15 protein-coding genes are annotated in these 15,039 nt (G+C 59.9%); 8 read left to right on the forward strand and 7 right to left on the reverse strand.

The window, feature by feature from the left end:
- Positions 1-21 precede the first annotated feature (21 nt).
- Positions 22-339 carry a DUF3775 domain-containing protein gene (locus ACOQOY_RS13190; RefSeq protein ID WP_170326413.1) on the forward strand — a complete coding sequence of 106 codons (318 nt, stop codon included), beginning with the start codon at positions 22-24 and terminating at the stop codon, positions 337-339.
- Positions 340-440: 101 nt separating this feature from the next.
- Positions 441-1,412: a tetratricopeptide repeat protein gene (locus tag ACOQOY_RS13195; RefSeq protein ID WP_420585873.1), complete on the forward strand. Its 972-nt coding sequence runs from the start codon at positions 441-443 to the stop codon at positions 1,410-1,412.
- A gap of 429 nt (positions 1,413-1,841) precedes the next feature.
- On the opposite strand, the gene ACOQOY_RS13200 is transcribed toward ACOQOY_RS13195, so the two are convergent.
- Positions 1,842-2,885 (reverse strand): IS110 family transposase, encoded by a 1,044-nt coding sequence (locus ACOQOY_RS13200; protein WP_420584942.1) that lies wholly within the window; start codon positions 2,883-2,885, stop codon positions 1,842-1,844.
- Between the two features lie 390 nt (positions 2,886-3,275).
- Here ACOQOY_RS13200 and ACOQOY_RS13205 point away from each other — a divergent pair, with 390 nt between their 5' ends.
- Positions 3,276-3,512: a DUF1127 domain-containing protein gene (locus tag ACOQOY_RS13205; protein ID WP_420585874.1), complete on the forward strand. Its 237-nt coding sequence runs from the start codon at positions 3,276-3,278 to the stop codon at positions 3,510-3,512.
- Between the two features lie 39 nt (positions 3,513-3,551).
- Complete coding sequence (locus ACOQOY_RS13210; protein WP_420585875.1) at positions 3,552-3,752, forward strand: DUF1127 domain-containing protein; 201 nt, start codon at positions 3,552-3,554, stop codon at positions 3,750-3,752.
- Between the two features lie 78 nt (positions 3,753-3,830).
- Here the strand turns inward: ACOQOY_RS13210 and ACOQOY_RS13215 are convergent, their stop codons facing one another.
- Genes ACOQOY_RS13215 through ACOQOY_RS13230 form a run of 4 tightly spaced genes read right to left on the reverse strand, consistent with a single transcriptional unit; the run spans position 3,831 to position 7,327 of the window.
- Positions 3,831-4,973 carry a saccharopine dehydrogenase family protein gene (locus ACOQOY_RS13215; protein ID WP_420585876.1) on the reverse strand — a complete coding sequence of 381 codons (1,143 nt, stop codon included), beginning with the start codon at positions 4,971-4,973 and terminating at the stop codon, positions 3,831-3,833.
- A gap of 3 nt (positions 4,974-4,976) precedes the next feature.
- The gene (locus ACOQOY_RS13220; RefSeq protein WP_420585877.1) at positions 4,977-6,032 is read right to left on the reverse strand and encodes a saccharopine dehydrogenase; all 1,056 of its coding nucleotides are present in this window, start codon (positions 6,030-6,032) and stop codon (positions 4,977-4,979) included.
- Between the two features lie 14 nt (positions 6,033-6,046).
- Positions 6,047-6,661 (reverse strand): glutathione S-transferase family protein, encoded by a 615-nt coding sequence (locus ACOQOY_RS13225; protein ID WP_420585878.1) that lies wholly within the window; start codon positions 6,659-6,661, stop codon positions 6,047-6,049.
- A gap of 15 nt (positions 6,662-6,676) precedes the next feature.
- Positions 6,677-7,327 (reverse strand): histidine phosphatase family protein, encoded by a 651-nt coding sequence (locus ACOQOY_RS13230; protein WP_420585879.1) that lies wholly within the window; start codon positions 7,325-7,327, stop codon positions 6,677-6,679.
- Positions 7,328-7,661: 334 nt separating this feature from the next.
- On the opposite strand from ACOQOY_RS13230, the gene gcvT reads away from it, so the two are divergent.
- From gcvT to gcvP, 3 genes are all read left to right on the forward strand, one after another.
- The gene (gene gcvT, locus ACOQOY_RS13235) at positions 7,662-8,756 is read left to right on the forward strand and encodes a glycine cleavage system aminomethyltransferase GcvT (RefSeq protein WP_420584821.1); all 1,095 of its coding nucleotides are present in this window, start codon (positions 7,662-7,664) and stop codon (positions 8,754-8,756) included.
- Positions 8,757-8,773: 17 nt separating this feature from the next.
- Positions 8,774-9,139, forward strand: a complete 366-nt coding sequence (gene gcvH, locus ACOQOY_RS13240; RefSeq protein WP_420584822.1) for a glycine cleavage system protein GcvH — start codon at positions 8,774-8,776, stop codon at positions 9,137-9,139.
- A 143-nt stretch (positions 9,140-9,282) separates the two neighbouring features.
- Positions 9,283-12,138 carry an aminomethyl-transferring glycine dehydrogenase gene (gcvP, locus tag ACOQOY_RS13245; protein ID WP_420585880.1) on the forward strand — a complete coding sequence of 952 codons (2,856 nt, stop codon included), beginning with the start codon at positions 9,283-9,285 and terminating at the stop codon, positions 12,136-12,138.
- 37 nt (positions 12,139-12,175) lie between these two features.
- Here the strand turns inward: gcvP and ACOQOY_RS13250 are convergent, their stop codons facing one another.
- The gene (locus tag ACOQOY_RS13250; RefSeq protein ID WP_420585881.1) at positions 12,176-13,453 is read right to left on the reverse strand and encodes a cytochrome-c peroxidase; all 1,278 of its coding nucleotides are present in this window, start codon (positions 13,451-13,453) and stop codon (positions 12,176-12,178) included.
- Positions 13,454-13,459: 6 nt separating this feature from the next.
- On the opposite strand from ACOQOY_RS13250, the gene ACOQOY_RS13255 reads away from it, so the two are divergent.
- Positions 13,460-13,930, forward strand: a complete 471-nt coding sequence (locus ACOQOY_RS13255) for a tetratricopeptide repeat protein (RefSeq protein WP_420585882.1) — start codon at positions 13,460-13,462, stop codon at positions 13,928-13,930.
- A gap of 30 nt (positions 13,931-13,960) precedes the next feature.
- Here ACOQOY_RS13255 and dctP read toward each other — a convergent pair whose 3' ends face one another.
- On the reverse strand, positions 13,961-15,022 hold the full coding sequence (gene dctP / locus ACOQOY_RS13260) for a TRAP transporter substrate-binding protein DctP (RefSeq protein WP_420585883.1): 1,062 nt from the start codon (positions 15,020-15,022) through the stop codon (positions 13,961-13,963).
- Positions 15,023-15,039: the final 17 nt, after the last annotated feature.

Genomic DNA, 15,039 nt, shown 5'->3' on the forward strand with positions numbered 1-15,039 from the left:
GCGAACACGAGGAGTTGGGTCATGTTGGAAATCTCGGCAAGAAAAATCGCGCAGGTCGCCATGATGGGGCGTGAACTGAACCGGGCCGAGGGCGAACTGCGCGCCTTTATCGACCGCATGGGCGAGGACGAGCAGGCCGAGCTGGTCGCCGTGATGTGGATCGGCCGCGAAAGCTTTTTCGCCGAGGATCTGGCCGAAGCCATCGCCACCGCCAAGTCCGAAGCCTCAACGCCGTGTGCCGACTACTTGATCGGAACTCCGCACTTGTCGGACCATCTTGAGAACGGTCTGGATGCGCTGGGAATTTCTGCCGAGGATGTGGAGAACGACCTGATGTAGGCCCTGCGGCCTGGCGATATCAGCAGGCAATTGTGCAACCGCCGTTTACTTCCGCGCGCAGGTTTGGTTCAGTGCAGTCAGATATACTTATGGTTGTTTGAATGAATACTGATACTCCTGCCGAATCTGCAAAACGCAAAGTGTCTTTTGTTCGTGTCGCCATTGTTCTGGTCGTTCTGACTATCGTCGCTGTGCCGGTTCTGGGCAAGAAGCACGATGAACTGATCAGAACCTGCAATCTCGCCCCGGGCGATCCGCAGGACGCCTTGGCTGCCTGCGACGTGCTATTGAATTGGACAACGTATAAACCGTCCACGCGATCGCTGATGCATCGCCACAAGATGCGAATATACATGGCCCAGCAGGATTGGGACGCTGCTCTGAACGAGGTTGATCTGGCGATTGCAGAGGATTCGGACAGCGAGGTGCCGTGGCAGTGGAAGTCATATGTATTAGCGAAAACCGGGGATCACGAGGGTGCGCTGTCGGCCATTGACACCGCACTAGAGCACGCGCCCGGAAGTGACTATTCGATGGAAATGAAGGGAACGCTGTTTCGTGAAATGGGGTTGAGCGACGAATTTCAAGCTTATTTTACTGATGTTTTGGTGAGCTACCCAAATCGGCTCTGGGTTTGGAAAACCTGGGGGAATTCCCTGTTGGAAGACAAGCTTTATGATCAATTGATCGAGGTGACGTCAGCAGCGCTAAAACGTGATCCACTAATCGACAACCTGCTGAAATACTACCATTCGGCATGTCTTGGCGCAGGACCCAAATGTCCGCCGCTGTTTCCTGAAAGACGAGATGGTTATCCGGAGTTGAGTTGTTCTGACGCAATGGAGCAATTCGATTTTTTTGACAAAAAGTTGAAAGAGACCGGCTTGAAGACTGTGGGTGAATTGTATGCGAAAGAGACCATTTGGAGCAAACGCAACATTATAGCTGTGTATACTGGTCAAGTTTTCGTGCTAACAGACGGCGATCCTCGAGAAGCTGCTGAGCACTTTATTGTCGTCAGCAAAGTGTTCGACTGTATGTTTCCGGAAAAATATATCTACCCCCTTCCGTAATGGCCCTCTCCGTGTCAAGCGCTACATTGGCAACCGGGCGCGCCGCGAGACCGATTTGGTTTTCGCGGGGTCGGTCATATGCAGAGCACACAGGTGTCATGGCCCTGGTTCTCAGAAGATTATGTTCATCATGCTTGGCTTTCGTCTGTGCTGTTCCGCGCAACTGATATGTCTCCACCAGGCTCTGCCTTCCGTTCGTGGTCAACGCACAACGCCGTTGCTGTGGTTGCCGACTTGATACTTTGTCCAGTGCAGTCCCGAGTGCCTATCTTCACTACGTGCTCAACCCTGCAAGGGCTGGCGACCAGGGGGTCTCGTGCATCATCGGGGACCGCGTCCCGGTTGGGGACGCCGCTGGGCAGACGCTTTCAGGCGTCGCCGTTTGCTCCTTTTGCTCGTGTTACGTTCATCGTGTATTGCCTCGGTTTCTCAGGCAGCGCGCAGCGCCATCGCCTCTTCACGAATGGACCGGAAGTCGGTGTTGTCCATCCACATGCGGTGCAGGACCACGCCGATCCGCCGCGCCAACGCGACCTTAGCCTTCCGTCTGTTGCCGCACTTCTCAGCGAGTTGCTGCGCCCAGGTTTTCAACCAGTTCTCGCTTCCGCAGTTCAGCATGCTATTCGCCGCTTGGAAAAGTGCGCAGCGCAAACCGACATCCCCAGTCTTGGAGATTGCCCCTACAACAGAGCGCTCGCCGGACTCTTCCCGACTGGGCGTCAGTCCGACCCACGGGCCGATATCCTTCGATCTGCGGAACCGGGTCGGATCATCAATCGCCGCCCGGTAGGTCAGTGCGACAACCGGCCCGACCCCCGGCATGGTCATCAGCTTGCGGCATACCGGGTCCTTCATGGCCATGCTGCGTACCTGCCGCTCAAAGACAGCCAGTTGCTTGCGCAGTTCTGCCCGCGCCGCCAGGATCGGCAACGCCATCTGCTTCAGCATGTCATTGCCGTCGATCAATTCCCGGACCCGTTCTTCATAGCCCTTCTTGGAGATCTGCCCCATCTTCAATCCAAAGTTGCGCAGGATCCCACGCATGGAGAGTTCCATGGCAATGAGCGCTTTTTTCAGTGCGTTGCGCCCAGTCAGAACCGCGCGCGTCTCCTGGGCGGTGACCGACTTGCAATGCACCGCACTGAACCAGCCGAGCTGGAGCAAGTGCGCGATCCCCTCGGCGTCCCTCCTGTCGGTCTTAATGGGCATGGCGGACAGCGCCTTCTTCACCCTGTGGGTTTCCATCAGCACAACCTGGAACCCCGCATCGGCCAGAGCCTTGTGCAGCCACTGCGACAGCGGACCGGCCTCCATGCCGATCCCGGTGATCTCGTAGGGCAGGTTCTGCATGAAGGCGACAAACGCAGCCGGTTCGCTGTCTATCTTGGCCTCTTTGATGATTTTGCCGCCTTCGCCAAGAATGCAAATGGCCGAGCTTGCCAAGGACACGTCTACTCCGATAAAAACACTCACGTCGTTGCTCCTGTTCGTATTCAGTTGCTGGGACGCCCCTCGGGGATGATCCCGTGGAGACGGACACGCCTCGCGTGTCTGGGGCAACGACACCGCATCTCCACGTCTGCAACAAGCGAAACGTTCGTGATTCGCGCCGGGGCCATTACGGTATCTTCAATATGCAGGCTCAGAAAGCAGCCTGGGGGTCGTAATTTATGCGCACCTCTTCGCGCCTGAGTTACGTCGGAACCTCGTTGACCTTGCGTATCTGTATAAGGACCTTGTTGGTGATCAGCGCGACTCCAGCAACGTTAACGAACCTTAATCCACCCCTCCGGCACCATTAATCCTGATGTCTTTAGTCTGTTTTGCAAGGACAAACGCAACTCAGAGATAAAGGAGAAAGTCATGGGTTACGCACAAACAGTTACCCCGCAGGAGGGGCTCTTCTTCGGAATGTTCTCGAATTACGCCGAAGCTCGGGTCGAACACTTCCGCCGTGGAATTTTCGCTAAGACCGTACAGGAGCTGGAAAATCTCAGCGACAGGCAGCTGAACGATATCGGCATCGACCGTAGCGAGATCAAAGAGCGCGCGTATCAGAGCGTCTATCACGGACAGCCGTACCGTCGCGATTTGCACTGATCGCGCCTGACCCTACAAAGATGAAAGATGGAGGAGACCATGTTGGATTCAAGTTCGAACCAGGAAGCAGCGATCAGCGCCAGTACGGTTTTGCTATTTGATCGGGCGATGCGCGTGCAGGCCATCCGGGCCGACATCGTGCGCGCTGCGCAGGAACTAAGCCGGTTGTCAGATCAGCATCTAGCCGACATCGGTATCAACCGCAGCGATATCGAAGAAACGATTGAGCGCTACATCTGAAAGACCAAGATGACGGAACTTTGCAGACGGCGACAACGCTAAAGCCATTCCGAAAACTCGGAATGGCATTCTCAATTTTCAGGCTGTGTGGTCCACGACCTGCAAGTGTTGAGCCAGCCTGTCGATCTCAGCCATCCAGCTCTGCACCAGTTTCGGATCACTGGGGGCCGCGTGGACGCCCGCCGGGACGGCGCGGTTCAGGACGGCTTCGACCGCCAGAGAGACCGGGATCGAGACCAGCCGCGCCATGGCAGTGCCACGCGCGTCGCCCCAGGCATCCATGACGTAGGTTTTGTGCCAGACGGGGATGCCGTCTTTTTCCGCCTTCAGGCCGACACACAGAACCACGCGGTCGGGCTCACCCTCGTCATAGGCGTTTTCGGCCCAGAACTGATCCGACATCTCTTTCAGGCGCGCATCGCCTTCCGGGCCTGACAGCGTTTCGATTTCAGTGAACACATCCGACCACGCATCGGCCCAGCCGTTCAGACGCAGGGTGCCGCGGACGAATTCCTTGACCGTCCAGTGCTTTTCAAAGTGGTACTGCTCCATGAACGGGATCGAGTCGCGGTTCGGATAGACCTCAAAGCTTTCCGGGGTTGGCAGAGGCGCGATATAGCTGCTGATCGCGTCCCAGGGGCGGGCCACGTCCAGCGGGGCATAGTCGCGGATGGATTTCGAAGGTGAACGCAGGGCTTTGAGCACACCCAGCGGCGACCAGCTGAATTTATAGCGGAACGGGTTGGGGTTCTTCGGGATGCCACCGCAATAGGAGATAAAGCTCAGGTGATTTCCCGGGTCAAACGCATCCGAGGCGCGGTAGTCATCGACCAGAGCATGCGCCATCAGGTGGTCGATACCCGGGTCCAACCCGACCTCGTTGACCAGTATCACTTCGGCCTCGCGGGCCTTGTCATCCAGCGCACGCATTTCGGGCGCGATGTAGGAGGACGAGACGAAATTGGCCTGTTTCGAGATCGCCAGTTCAGCCAGCGGCACGTGCCATTCGCCGGGCAGCATTGAAACAATCACGTCGCCTTTCGTCAAAACCGCCGCAATGGCGTCGACGTCGAAGGGGCGGATGTCGTCCGTCAGGTCTCCGACCTCGGCCTTGGCCTTTTCGACGGTTCGGTTCCAGACGGTGACCTTGTGCCCGCCTTCGATCAGGCGGCGCAGGCCGGGGATGGCCGACAGGCCGGTGCCACACCAGTGAATCGTCATCGCTCAGATCCCTTCGATATGTGATTTGTAGGTTGCCTCAGCCCGCCCCCAGACACCGCTTTCCAGATCGGTCAGGGTCAGCAGCGATGGCAGAAGTTGCGCCGCGTAGTCATGCGAGCTTTCGACGGGCAGCATCGACGGCAGGTTGTCGATTGCCATCACGTCCATGACCGGGTCGGTCGCCACGCGCAGGGCAGGGGCGTCCCATGAGGTGGCACGGTCATAGACCGGCACCGGGTTGTAATCGCTGTCCGGGTCGCAGGCCACGTCGCCGATGGCGGTCAAGTTACGCGGTGCCGCCAGAGCCTCGTGCGGGACAAAAACCGGCGTGCCGGGGCGCGCAAAGATGCAGTTCAGGAACAGGTCGTGATCAAGGATTTGCGGGAACGGACCTCCACTGGCGGTTTCCGCCATGTCCCATTTGGTCACCGTTACACCCATCGCCTCGCACATATCTGCGGCACCTGTGCCAACACGGCCCAATGCACCGATGACGATGGCGCGCGGGCGCGCCGCGCCGGTGACGTCCAGCTCAGCCAGCAGTTCCGCGTTCAGCGCATCTTTGCCTGCGTATACGCCGACCGGGGGGCATTCCTCACCCCGCTGCTGCGCGGCCCATGTTTTCAGCGTGACCGCAGCGCCCGCATATCCGGCCCAGTAGCCGAAGGCGGCGACCCGGCGGCCGTCTTCATCCACGAGATATTCCAGATCATACAGCGTTCCGCCCCCGGCTTTGAACCGCTGCAACAGTGCGCGACCCGAGTGCTGACCTTTATAGGCATGGCCGAACATGATGTGGCGATGGGGCAGGGGCGTGCCGTCGTCGGGTAGCTCTTTGAGGCCAAAGATGATCGCGTCCAGAGGGGCCTCAGGCCATGAGTTCTCAGCTGCAATCTCACATCCGGCATCCTTGTAGCCAGCCAGCGGGATCGCGCGCACCGAGCTTTCCTCGACCGTCACCCGGATACCCGCAGCGACCAACGCAGCGGCCCCTTCGGGGGTCAGCCCAACCCGTTCCTCGTTCGGGCGCTGTTCTGCCCGGACCCAGAGATGTGTCATCATGTATCCTTTAGTCAGAGCATTCCACCGGCGCGCACCGCCTGAACTGAGGGCCGCGCCTCCATCGCCTCACGAAAGGCGAGAATCTTGGGAAAGGCCGAAACATCAACGCCGTCGCCTTCCAGCCAGCTGCACACCACATACAGGTAAGCATCGGCCAGCGAGAACGCGTCACCCAACACAAACGGCCCGCGCAGCCCGTTTGACGAGATATAGTCACAAGACGCCGTCATTGTCTGCGCCACCTTGCCCTGCATGTCCTTCCAGCTGGGCTTCTTGTCGGCCCAGCGATGCCCGCGCATTTTGTGGGCGTGGTTCACATGCATGGTCGAGGCGAGATAGAACATCATCTCACGCATTCTTGCGGCCATGACGGGATCGGCGGGTATCAATCCGGCATCGGGCGCCTTGGCCGCGACATATTCCAGCAATGCGCCGGTTTCGGTCAGGATACCGCCATCCACCACCAGCGCCGGAACCCGGCCCTTAGGGTTGATCTGCTTGTAAGCGGGTTTGGTCTGCTCTCCGCCAGCAAAGTCCAGTTGGATCGCCTCATACTCCAGCCCGGCCTCTTCTAAAGCAATCGCAACGGCGACCGAGATTGTGCGGGGGGCGTAGTAAAGCTGCATGGGGCCTCCGACGGTTTACAGATGCGTTTGCGCGTACCGCCGGTCCGGCGCTTCCAGATGCGGGACGGCGTTGAACAGAACCGGGCTAAGCTGTGGCCCGATCGGGTGCAACCGGTGTAGCGACGTATTCATGATCGCCAGCGCCACCCGTGACATCGACGCAAGGTCCAGACCCATCGCAATCCGCACCACCATCGAGATCAACCCGCCTGAGGTCACAACAATAGCCGGGCCGCCCTCGGTGCCGATTTCGCGCAAGACATCACCAACGCGGGTTTCGAATTCGTCGAAGGTTTCCGGCGTGTCTTCAATCTCGCCCCGTTGCCAGGCGGCGAAGGTCTTGGGCAGATGCTCGATGAACCCCTCGCGGGTTTCGGGCAAAGGCTCGCCATGCTGTTCCTTGAACAGCTGGGACATACGAAAATACTCGACCTCGTTCAGGCGCGGATCGCGGATCGGTTCCGATAGCCCCATACTGGCGGCGGTCTCGATATGGCGCGTCAGCGTGCCGGAATAAACACGGGGGTAAAAGGCCTGATTCTCTTTCAGATGCGCGCCAAGCCAGCGCGCCTGTTGATGGCCAAGGTCGCTGAGCTTGTCATAATTGCCCTCGTCCCGTGCTGCTGAATTGGCCTGACCGTGCCGAACCAGAGTAATATATGACATGTCGCCTCCTGTTGCGGAGCAGTCTTAGGACAGGAACCTCTCAGGCACCAGAGGGGTTCTAAAAGTGGCTGGCAAAATCAGCCGTTCACGGCGTTTCAACCTTTTGAGAATTGCGGCCATGTTTCCCATCTCAGGTGTTGTTTAATGGAAAAAAGTTTCCTATAGGATACAAAATTGCTGCATGCGGCCGCATACTACCCGCCCTGCCAATCCGCCAAATCCTGTTGACTCGCCTGAGTGTCCCGGGAACTTTGGTATCGACTGGCTGACGGTCGGAGCTGCCATTGAATTCTCCGCGGCGATCATTGAGAACGGCACATGAAAGGCCCTGGAAATGACCGAACCGAAGCGTACGCCGCTGTACTCGTTGCATGTTGAGTTGGGTGGCAAGATGGTTGATTTTGCGGGCTGGGAGATGCCTGTTCAGTATCCGATGGGGATTATGGGCGAGCATAAGCAGTGTCGTGAGAAGGCGGCGGTGTTTGATGTATCTCACATGGGTCAGGTGATTTTGCGCGGTGAGAATGTGGGCGAGAAGCTGGAAGCTTTGTGCCCGCAGGCCTATGCGACGCTGAAGGAAGGCAAGGCGCGGTACGGGTTCTTTACCAATGCCGACGGCGGGATCATGGATGACCTGATCGTGTCGAATGCGGGGGATCACTATTTTGTGGTGGTAAACGCGGCGCTGCGGCATCAGGACATTCCGCATATGAAAGCGAACCTCGAAGGCGTCGAAGTGACCGAGATCTTCGACCGGGCGCTGGTGGCTGTGCAAGGCCCCAAAGCCGAGGATGTGGTGGGCGCGCTGTGCCCTGCCGCGCGCGATCTGAAGTTCATGGAAACCACCGTGGCCGACATCATGGGTGTCGAATGCCGGATCTCGCGGCTGGGCTATACCGGCGAGGATGGCTATGAGATCTCGATCCCCGAGGATAAGGCGATCGAGATCACCAAGGCTTTCCTGGCGCATGAGGATTGCGAACCGGCGGGTCTGGGCGCGCGCGACAGCCTGCGGCTGGAGGCGGGGCTATGCCTCTATGGCAATGACATCGACCAGAGCACCTCGCCGATTGAAGCCAGCCTTGGCTGGGCCATTCAGAAACGCCGCAAGGAAGAAGGCGGCTTTCCGGGCGCGGATCGCGTGCAAAAGGAACTGGCCGGGGGTGCCGCGCGCAAGCTGGTGGGCATCAAGCCCGAAGGCCGCGCACCGGCGCGTCAGGGCGTGGAAGTGCAATGCCTTGAGGGCAACACCATCGGCCAGATCACCTCGGGCAGCTTTGGCCCCACAGTCGGCGGCCCGGTTGCGATGGGCTATGTGAGCAAAGGCCATGGCGAGCCGGGCGAGAAGGTGAACCTCATCATTCGGGGCAAGGCACAACCGGCGCAGATCGTGGCGCTGCCCTTTGTCAAACAGAACTACAAGCGTTGAAGTCAGGAGAGAGAGACATGGCAACCTATTATTCCGAAGAGCATGAATGGCTGACCGTCGAAGGGGACGCGGCCACTCTGGGCATCACCAAACATGCCGCCGAGCAGCTGGGTGAAGTTGTGTTCGTCGAGCAGCAGGAAGCGGGCGACGAGTTCGAGAAGGACGGCGAGATCGGCGTGATCGAATCCGTCAAAGCCGCGTCCGAGCTGTACGCCCCGGTCGATGGCGAGATCGTTGAAGTGAACGAGGCGCTGGCCGACAACCCCGGCGCGCTGAACGACGACCCCGAAGGCGAGGCCTGGATCTACAAGATCAAGATCGCGGATGCGGCGCAGCTGGACGATCTGATGGACGAAGCTGGCTACAAAGCCTTCATCGGTTAAACCAAACTCGGAGCCCTGTTTCCGGGGCTCCGCCCGTTCGGACCTGAACCTGTCCACTGGACAGGTTCCAAGACGGCCCTCACCTTCCGCCGGAGGCTGCTGCCTGCCCGGCCGGACCTGACCTATTCGACAGGAGCGCACACATGGCCTTCAAACTGACCGACTACGAAGCCTATGACTTTGCCAACCGCCGCCACATTGGCCCAAGCCCAACCGAGATGCGCGACATGCTCAAGGTGATCGGCTTCAAGACATTGGACGAACTGATCGACGCCACCGTCCCGCCTGCGATCCGGCAGAAGGAACCGCTGGACTGGGGTCCGGCGATGACGGAACGCGATGCGCTGTTCCACATGAAAGAGGTGGCGAGCAAGAACACCGTTCTGACCTCGCTGATCGGTCAGGGCTATTACGGCACCACCACGCCGGCGCCGATCCTGCGCAACATCCTGGAAAACCCGGCCTGGTACACCGCCTATACCCCCTATCAGCCCGAGATCAGCCAGGGCCGTCTTGAGGCGCTCTTGAACTTCCAGACCATGGTCAGCGACCTGACCGGTCTGGACGTGGCCAACGCCTCGCTGCTGGACGAAGCCACCGCCGCTGCCGAGGCCATGGCGATGGCCAAGCGCGGCGGGCGTTCGAAAGCCAACAACGCGGCCTTCTTTGTCGACAAGAACTGCCACCCGCAAACAATCGCGGTGATCAAAACCCGGGCTGAGCCTCTGGGCATCGACGTGCAGGTGGGCGACCCCGATGAGCTAGAAGCTGGTGCCGTCTTTGGCGCGATCTTCCAGTACCCCGGCACGCACGGTCATGTGCGCGACTTCACCAACGAGATCGCGGCACTGCACGAACACAAAGCCATTGCCATCGTCGCTGCCGACATCCTGTCGCTGGCGCTGCTGAAGTCACCGGGTGAGATGGGCGCGGATATTGCCATCGGCTCGACCCAGCGCTTTGGCGTGCCGATGGGCTATGGCGGCCCGCACGCCGCCTATATGGCGACCACCGACAAGCTGAAGCGCTCGATGCCGGGCCGGATTATCGGTGTTAGCATCGACAGCCGCGGCAACAAGGCCTACCGCCTGTCGCTGCAAACCCGTGAACAGCATATCCGCCGCGAGAAAGCCAACTCGAACGTCTGCACCGCGCAGGCGCTGCTGGCCGTCATTGCCTCGATGTATGCCGTTTACCACGGCCCTGACGGCATCAAGGCCATCGCGCAATCGGTGCACCGCAAGACCTCGCGCCTGGCCGCCGGTCTGGAAGAGGCGGGCTTTGCTGTTGAGCCGGAGGTCTTCTTCGACACCATCACGGTTGAGGTCGGCCATCTGCAGAAGACCGTCATGGAGGCTGCCGTGGCCCGGGGCGTCAACCTGCGCAAGGTCGGTGACACGAAAGTGGGCATCAGCCTGGACGAACAGACCCGGCCCGAGACCATCGAGGCCGTCTGGGGTGCCTTTGGCATCGACCGTCAGGATGACAGCGCGAACGTGGCCTATCGCTTGCCGGAACATGCGCTGCGCGAAAGCGAATACCTGACTCACCCGATCTTCCACCAGAACCGGGCCGAGGCCGAGATCACGCGCTATATGCGCCGTCTGGCTGACCGCGATCTGGCGCTGGACCGGGCGATGATCCCGCTGGGGTCCTGCACCATGAAGCTGAACGCCACGATCGAGATGATCCCGGTCACCTGGCCCGAGTTCGGCAACCTGCACCCGTTCTGCCCAGAAGATCAGGCACAGGGCTATCACGAGATGATTGCCGATCTGAACGACAAGCTGTGCCAGATCACCGGCTATGACGCGATCTCCCAGCAGCCCAACTCGGGCGCGCAGGGCGAGTATGCGGGCCTGCTGACCATCCGCAACTATCACTTCGCCCGGGGCGAAGGGCAGCGCAATGTCTGCCTGATCCCGACCTCGGCGCACGGCACCAACCCGGCCTCGGCCCAGATGGTGGGCTGGCAGGTTGTGCCGGTGCAGGCGGATGAGAACGGCAATATCGACGTCGCCGACTTCCGCGCCAAGGCCGAGAAGCACTCGGACAACCTTGCCGCCTGCATGATCACCTACCCGTCCACCCATGGCGTGTTCGAGACCACCGTGCAGGAAGTCTGCCAGATCACTCATGATCACGGCGGTCAGGTCTATATCGACGGGGCCAACATGAACGCCATGGTCGGTCTGGCCCGTCCCGGCGACGTGGGCGGCGATGTCAGCCACCTGAACCTGCACAAGACCTTCTGCATCCCGCATGGCGGCGGCGGCCCCGGCATGGGTCCGATCGGCGTCAAGGCACACCTGACCGAGCATCTGCCCGGCCACCCGGAATACGGCACCGCCGTGGGTCCGGTCTCGGCAGCGCCGTTTGGGTCTCCGTCCATTCTGCCGGTCTCGTGGGCCTATGTGCTGCTGATGGGCGGCGCGGGTCTGACGCAAGCGACCAAGGTGGCGATCCTGAACGCCAACTACATTGCCGCGCGGCTCAAGGATGCCTATCCGATCCTCTACACGTCCGAGACCGGTCGTGTGGCGCATGAATGCATCCTCGACACAAGACCGCTGGATGCCGAGGCGCATGTCACCGTCGACGACGTAGCCAAGCGCCTGATCGACAGCGGCTTCCACGCGCCCACCATGTCCTGGCCGGTGGCCGGCACGCTGATGGTGGAACCCACCGAGTCCGAACCCAAGGCAGAGCTGGACCGCTTCTGCGACGCCATGCTCTCGATCCGCTCGGAAGCGCAGGACATCATCGACGGAAAGATCGACGCGGAAAACAACCCGCTGAAAAACGCCCCCCACACGGTGCGCGATCTGGTCGGCGACTGGGACCGCCCCTACACCCGTGAACAGGCCTGCTTCCCCCCGGGCTCCATGGGCGTCGATAAATACTGGTCCCCCGTCAACCGCGTCGACAACGTCTACGGCGACAGAAACCTCGTCTGCACATGCCCTCCAATGGAAGACTACCTCGACGCAGCAGAGTAAGCGAAACAAAACCCCCGCACAAAAGCGGGGGTTTGTCCTAAGGTGTGAACCCGTCGGGTACTCCGAAAGGTGGCGTGTCTACACTTGTTCCGGTCAGAGCATTCAGAAAGGCGACAAGAGCGTCGACTTCAGCGTCTGTCAATTTCACCGGAGTAATGTCGATCTTGTTGCGCACGCGCTGCATCTCGAACGTATCCTGCCAGATAACGAAATCTGCTTTTTGCAGCCACGGAACTTTCGGCAAAGCCGCCATGTCCGGGGTCCAGTTTGTAAAGCTGGTCTGCGGGTCAAGATGGTGCCGGATCATGCTTTTTAGATCGGGGAAGGCTCCGTTGTGACCATAAGGCGCGGTCAGGGCGACATTACGCAGCATTGGGGTGCGGAAGCGATAGGCGTCTTCGATCCGGTTGCTTTCGCCCATACGTCCTACGTCGCGAGCGTAGGGGTCCCATTGCCGGGTGCGGCCCGGTCCAAACGGGGGCAAGGCCAGTGCGTGGAATTTCTGATCCGACATCAGAGGGCCCGAATGACAGGTTGCACAGTTTGCCTTGCCGTAGAACAGGGTCATGCCGTTTTTCTGAGTGTCGGACAGGGCTTCGGTGTCTCCGGCGAGATATTGGTCAAAAAGACTGTCGCTGCTGCGCCATTCGATGGCCATGAAGGCGGCCAGGGCGTTGGCGATCTGGGTGATCGTGATGTCTTCGGTACTGTCGATCTCGTCAAAGGCAGCCACCATAGGTGGGCCGTAGTGCGGATCGGTACGGACCCGTTTGGCCAGAATGGGCCAGCCTTTGTCGATGCGGTCATGAACAGCCCCGGTCACTTGGTTTTCGGCGACATTGCCGGCCATCTCGAACTGTGCTGTCAGCGGGAACAACGCCTGTGCGGCCAGTAGGGAATTCAGACCGTCGGGCAGCCATTCCTGTGCGGGTGAATTGAATCCGTTGCCGTAGACATCCGAGATACTCAGGCGGCCATCGTGAAAGACCGTGTGGATGTCCTTCGCACCAAGGTTCCAAAGCCCCGGTGAATTGCGCGGGATGCGTTTGCGGATTTTGTCGGCTCCGGTGCCGGGGGTGCGGTTGGGGCCAAGACCTTCACCTCCCTCGCCGATGCCCAGAGACAGCCCGTCAGACGTTCCGAAATCGGGGTGATGGCAATGGGCGCAGGAGATGTTCCGATTGCCCGACAGGATCGGATCGTAAAACAGTTGATGACCGATAGCGGCCTGTTCCATATCAAAGGGCAAGAAGTCATCATCGGTCAGCGGGCGCGGTAACTCCTGCGCCGCCGCAGCCCCGGCCAAAAGGAACATAACCCCATGCGCCAGTTTGTATTTACCCTTTGCCTGCTTGCGACACCGGTTCTGGCCGAACTGGAACAGGCGCGTGATCTGATGGAGGCAGGGGAGTTTGAAGCCGCGCGCGAGGAACTGATGCCCGCCGCCCGTTCGGGCAATGCCGAGGCCGAAGAACTGATCGGAGTGATGTACGGGCTGGGTCTGGGCGTCCCGCAGGACTATGAACGCGCGTTTGAATGGTATCTGCGCGCCTCGATGAAAGGGCATCCGGGCGCACAGTCGGGGGTTGGCTGGTACTATGAGCTGGGTCTGGGCATGCCCGCGCCCGATCTGGTGCGGGCTTATATGTGGTACACGCTCAGCGCCATTGGCGGCGATCCCGATGCGGCGATCAGCCTTGAGGAAGTGGTCAAGAAAATGTCGCCGGAGCAGATCGAAAGGGCGCATATTCTGGTCAACGACTACAAAGGGTGGATGTACCCGTTTCGGTGAGGGCCGGGCTGCAAGGCCCGACCCATCGGTTTAGTTCAGGTCCGCGTCGCGCGAGGCGTTTACATCGGCCTCAGCAGCCGCGACCGCCTCGGTCAGGGCGACAAAGATCTCGTCCCCACGGGCGACGTTGGACTGGAACCAGTCATAGACCGGGGTTGCGGCCTCTTTGAACGAGGCTTTCTGATCGGGTGTCAGCACGTAGAGGTCGCCGCCACCGGCAACAAAATCCTCATAAGCCTGAATCGACTTACGCTTGGGCGAGGCAAAGGTGGCCTGTTGCAGCGCATAGAACCCGTCGACCACCACGCGGCGCATATCTTCGGGCATCTCTTGGAACTTGGCGTTGTTCATCCACCACAGCGCGCCCATATAGGCGTGACCGTCCAGCGTGACATATTGCAGACCCGCATCCGGGAATTTCATACCCATGATGTCGGTGATGCCGTTCTTGGAGCCCTCAACCACGCCGGTCTGGAAACTGGTGAACAGTTCCGGCCACGGGATCGGGGTAGGCGAAGCTCCCAGTGCCTTGACCAGTTCCTGCGGCAGGTCGGCGACCACGGTGCGGATTTTGAGGCCGTCCATATCGGCAGGCTCGGCAATGCGGCGCTGTGTGTTGGCAAAGTTGCGCCAGCCACCGGTGTTGCCGATGGTCATCAGACGGATCGCGCCGCCGGAATCTTCCAACGCCATGTCGCGCATGGTGCGGGTGAAGTCACCCGACAGAACATGCTCGGCAATGCGGTCATCGGCCATTAGGTAGGGCAGGTCCAATACCTGCACATATGGGAAGATACCCGAGGCTCCACCCGAAGTAGAGATGTAGATGTCGATGGTGCCATCGGCGACGCCTTGCAGGCATTCCGCACCATTCGAACACAGTTGAGTACCGATGAACAGCTCGACCTCGATCGCGCCGTTTGAGGCGGCCTCGACATAGTTCTTGAAGACGATCAGGCCGTCATAATCCTCATCGTTTTCGTTCGAGTTGGCGGTGGCGCGCAGTGTGAAGTCGGCGGCTGTCGCGGCAATCGCGGAGGCGGCCACCAGCGATGTGGCCACCGCTGCGGTTTTGATGAAGTCTCTGAGCATGCGTTTCCTCCCTGTGA

It is taken from the genome of Ruegeria sp., assembly GCF_965221235.1.
Lineage (GTDB): Bacteria > Pseudomonadota > Alphaproteobacteria > Rhodobacterales > Rhodobacteraceae > Ruegeria.

Excerpts from the sequence above, each read along its gene's own strand:
- ACOQOY_RS13210 (WP_420585875.1), top strand. The coding sequence starts at position 3,552 with ATGTTGGATTCAAGTTCGAACCAGGAAGCAGCGATCAGCGCCAGTACG.
- dctP (WP_420585883.1), bottom strand. The coding sequence starts at position 15,022 with ATGCTCAGAGACTTCATCAAAACCGCAGCGGTGGCCACATCGCTGGTG.
- ACOQOY_RS13220 (WP_420585877.1), bottom strand. The coding sequence starts at position 6,032 with ATGACACATCTCTGGGTCCGGGCAGAACAGCGCCCGAACGAGGAACGG.
- ACOQOY_RS13225 (WP_420585878.1), bottom strand. The coding sequence starts at position 6,661 with ATGCAGCTTTACTACGCCCCCCGCACAATCTCGGTCGCCGTTGCGATT.
- ACOQOY_RS13190 (WP_170326413.1), top strand. The coding sequence starts at position 22 with ATGTTGGAAATCTCGGCAAGAAAAATCGCGCAGGTCGCCATGATGGGG.
- ACOQOY_RS13205 (WP_420585874.1), top strand. The coding sequence starts at position 3,276 with ATGGGTTACGCACAAACAGTTACCCCGCAGGAGGGGCTCTTCTTCGGA.
- ACOQOY_RS13215 (WP_420585876.1), bottom strand. The coding sequence starts at position 4,973 with ATGACGATTCACTGGTGTGGCACCGGCCTGTCGGCCATCCCCGGCCTG.
- ACOQOY_RS13230 (WP_420585879.1), bottom strand. The coding sequence starts at position 7,327 with ATGTCATATATTACTCTGGTTCGGCACGGTCAGGCCAATTCAGCAGCA.
- ACOQOY_RS13255 (WP_420585882.1), top strand. The coding sequence starts at position 13,460 with ATGCGCCAGTTTGTATTTACCCTTTGCCTGCTTGCGACACCGGTTCTG.
- gcvH (WP_420584822.1), top strand. The coding sequence starts at position 8,774 with ATGGCAACCTATTATTCCGAAGAGCATGAATGGCTGACCGTCGAAGGG.
- gcvP (WP_420585880.1), top strand. The coding sequence starts at position 9,283 with ATGGCCTTCAAACTGACCGACTACGAAGCCTATGACTTTGCCAACCGC.
- ACOQOY_RS13250 (WP_420585881.1), bottom strand. The coding sequence starts at position 13,453 with ATGTTCCTTTTGGCCGGGGCTGCGGCGGCGCAGGAGTTACCGCGCCCG.
- gcvT (WP_420584821.1), top strand. The coding sequence starts at position 7,662 with ATGACCGAACCGAAGCGTACGCCGCTGTACTCGTTGCATGTTGAGTTG.
- ACOQOY_RS13195 (WP_420585873.1), top strand. The coding sequence starts at position 441 with ATGAATACTGATACTCCTGCCGAATCTGCAAAACGCAAAGTGTCTTTT.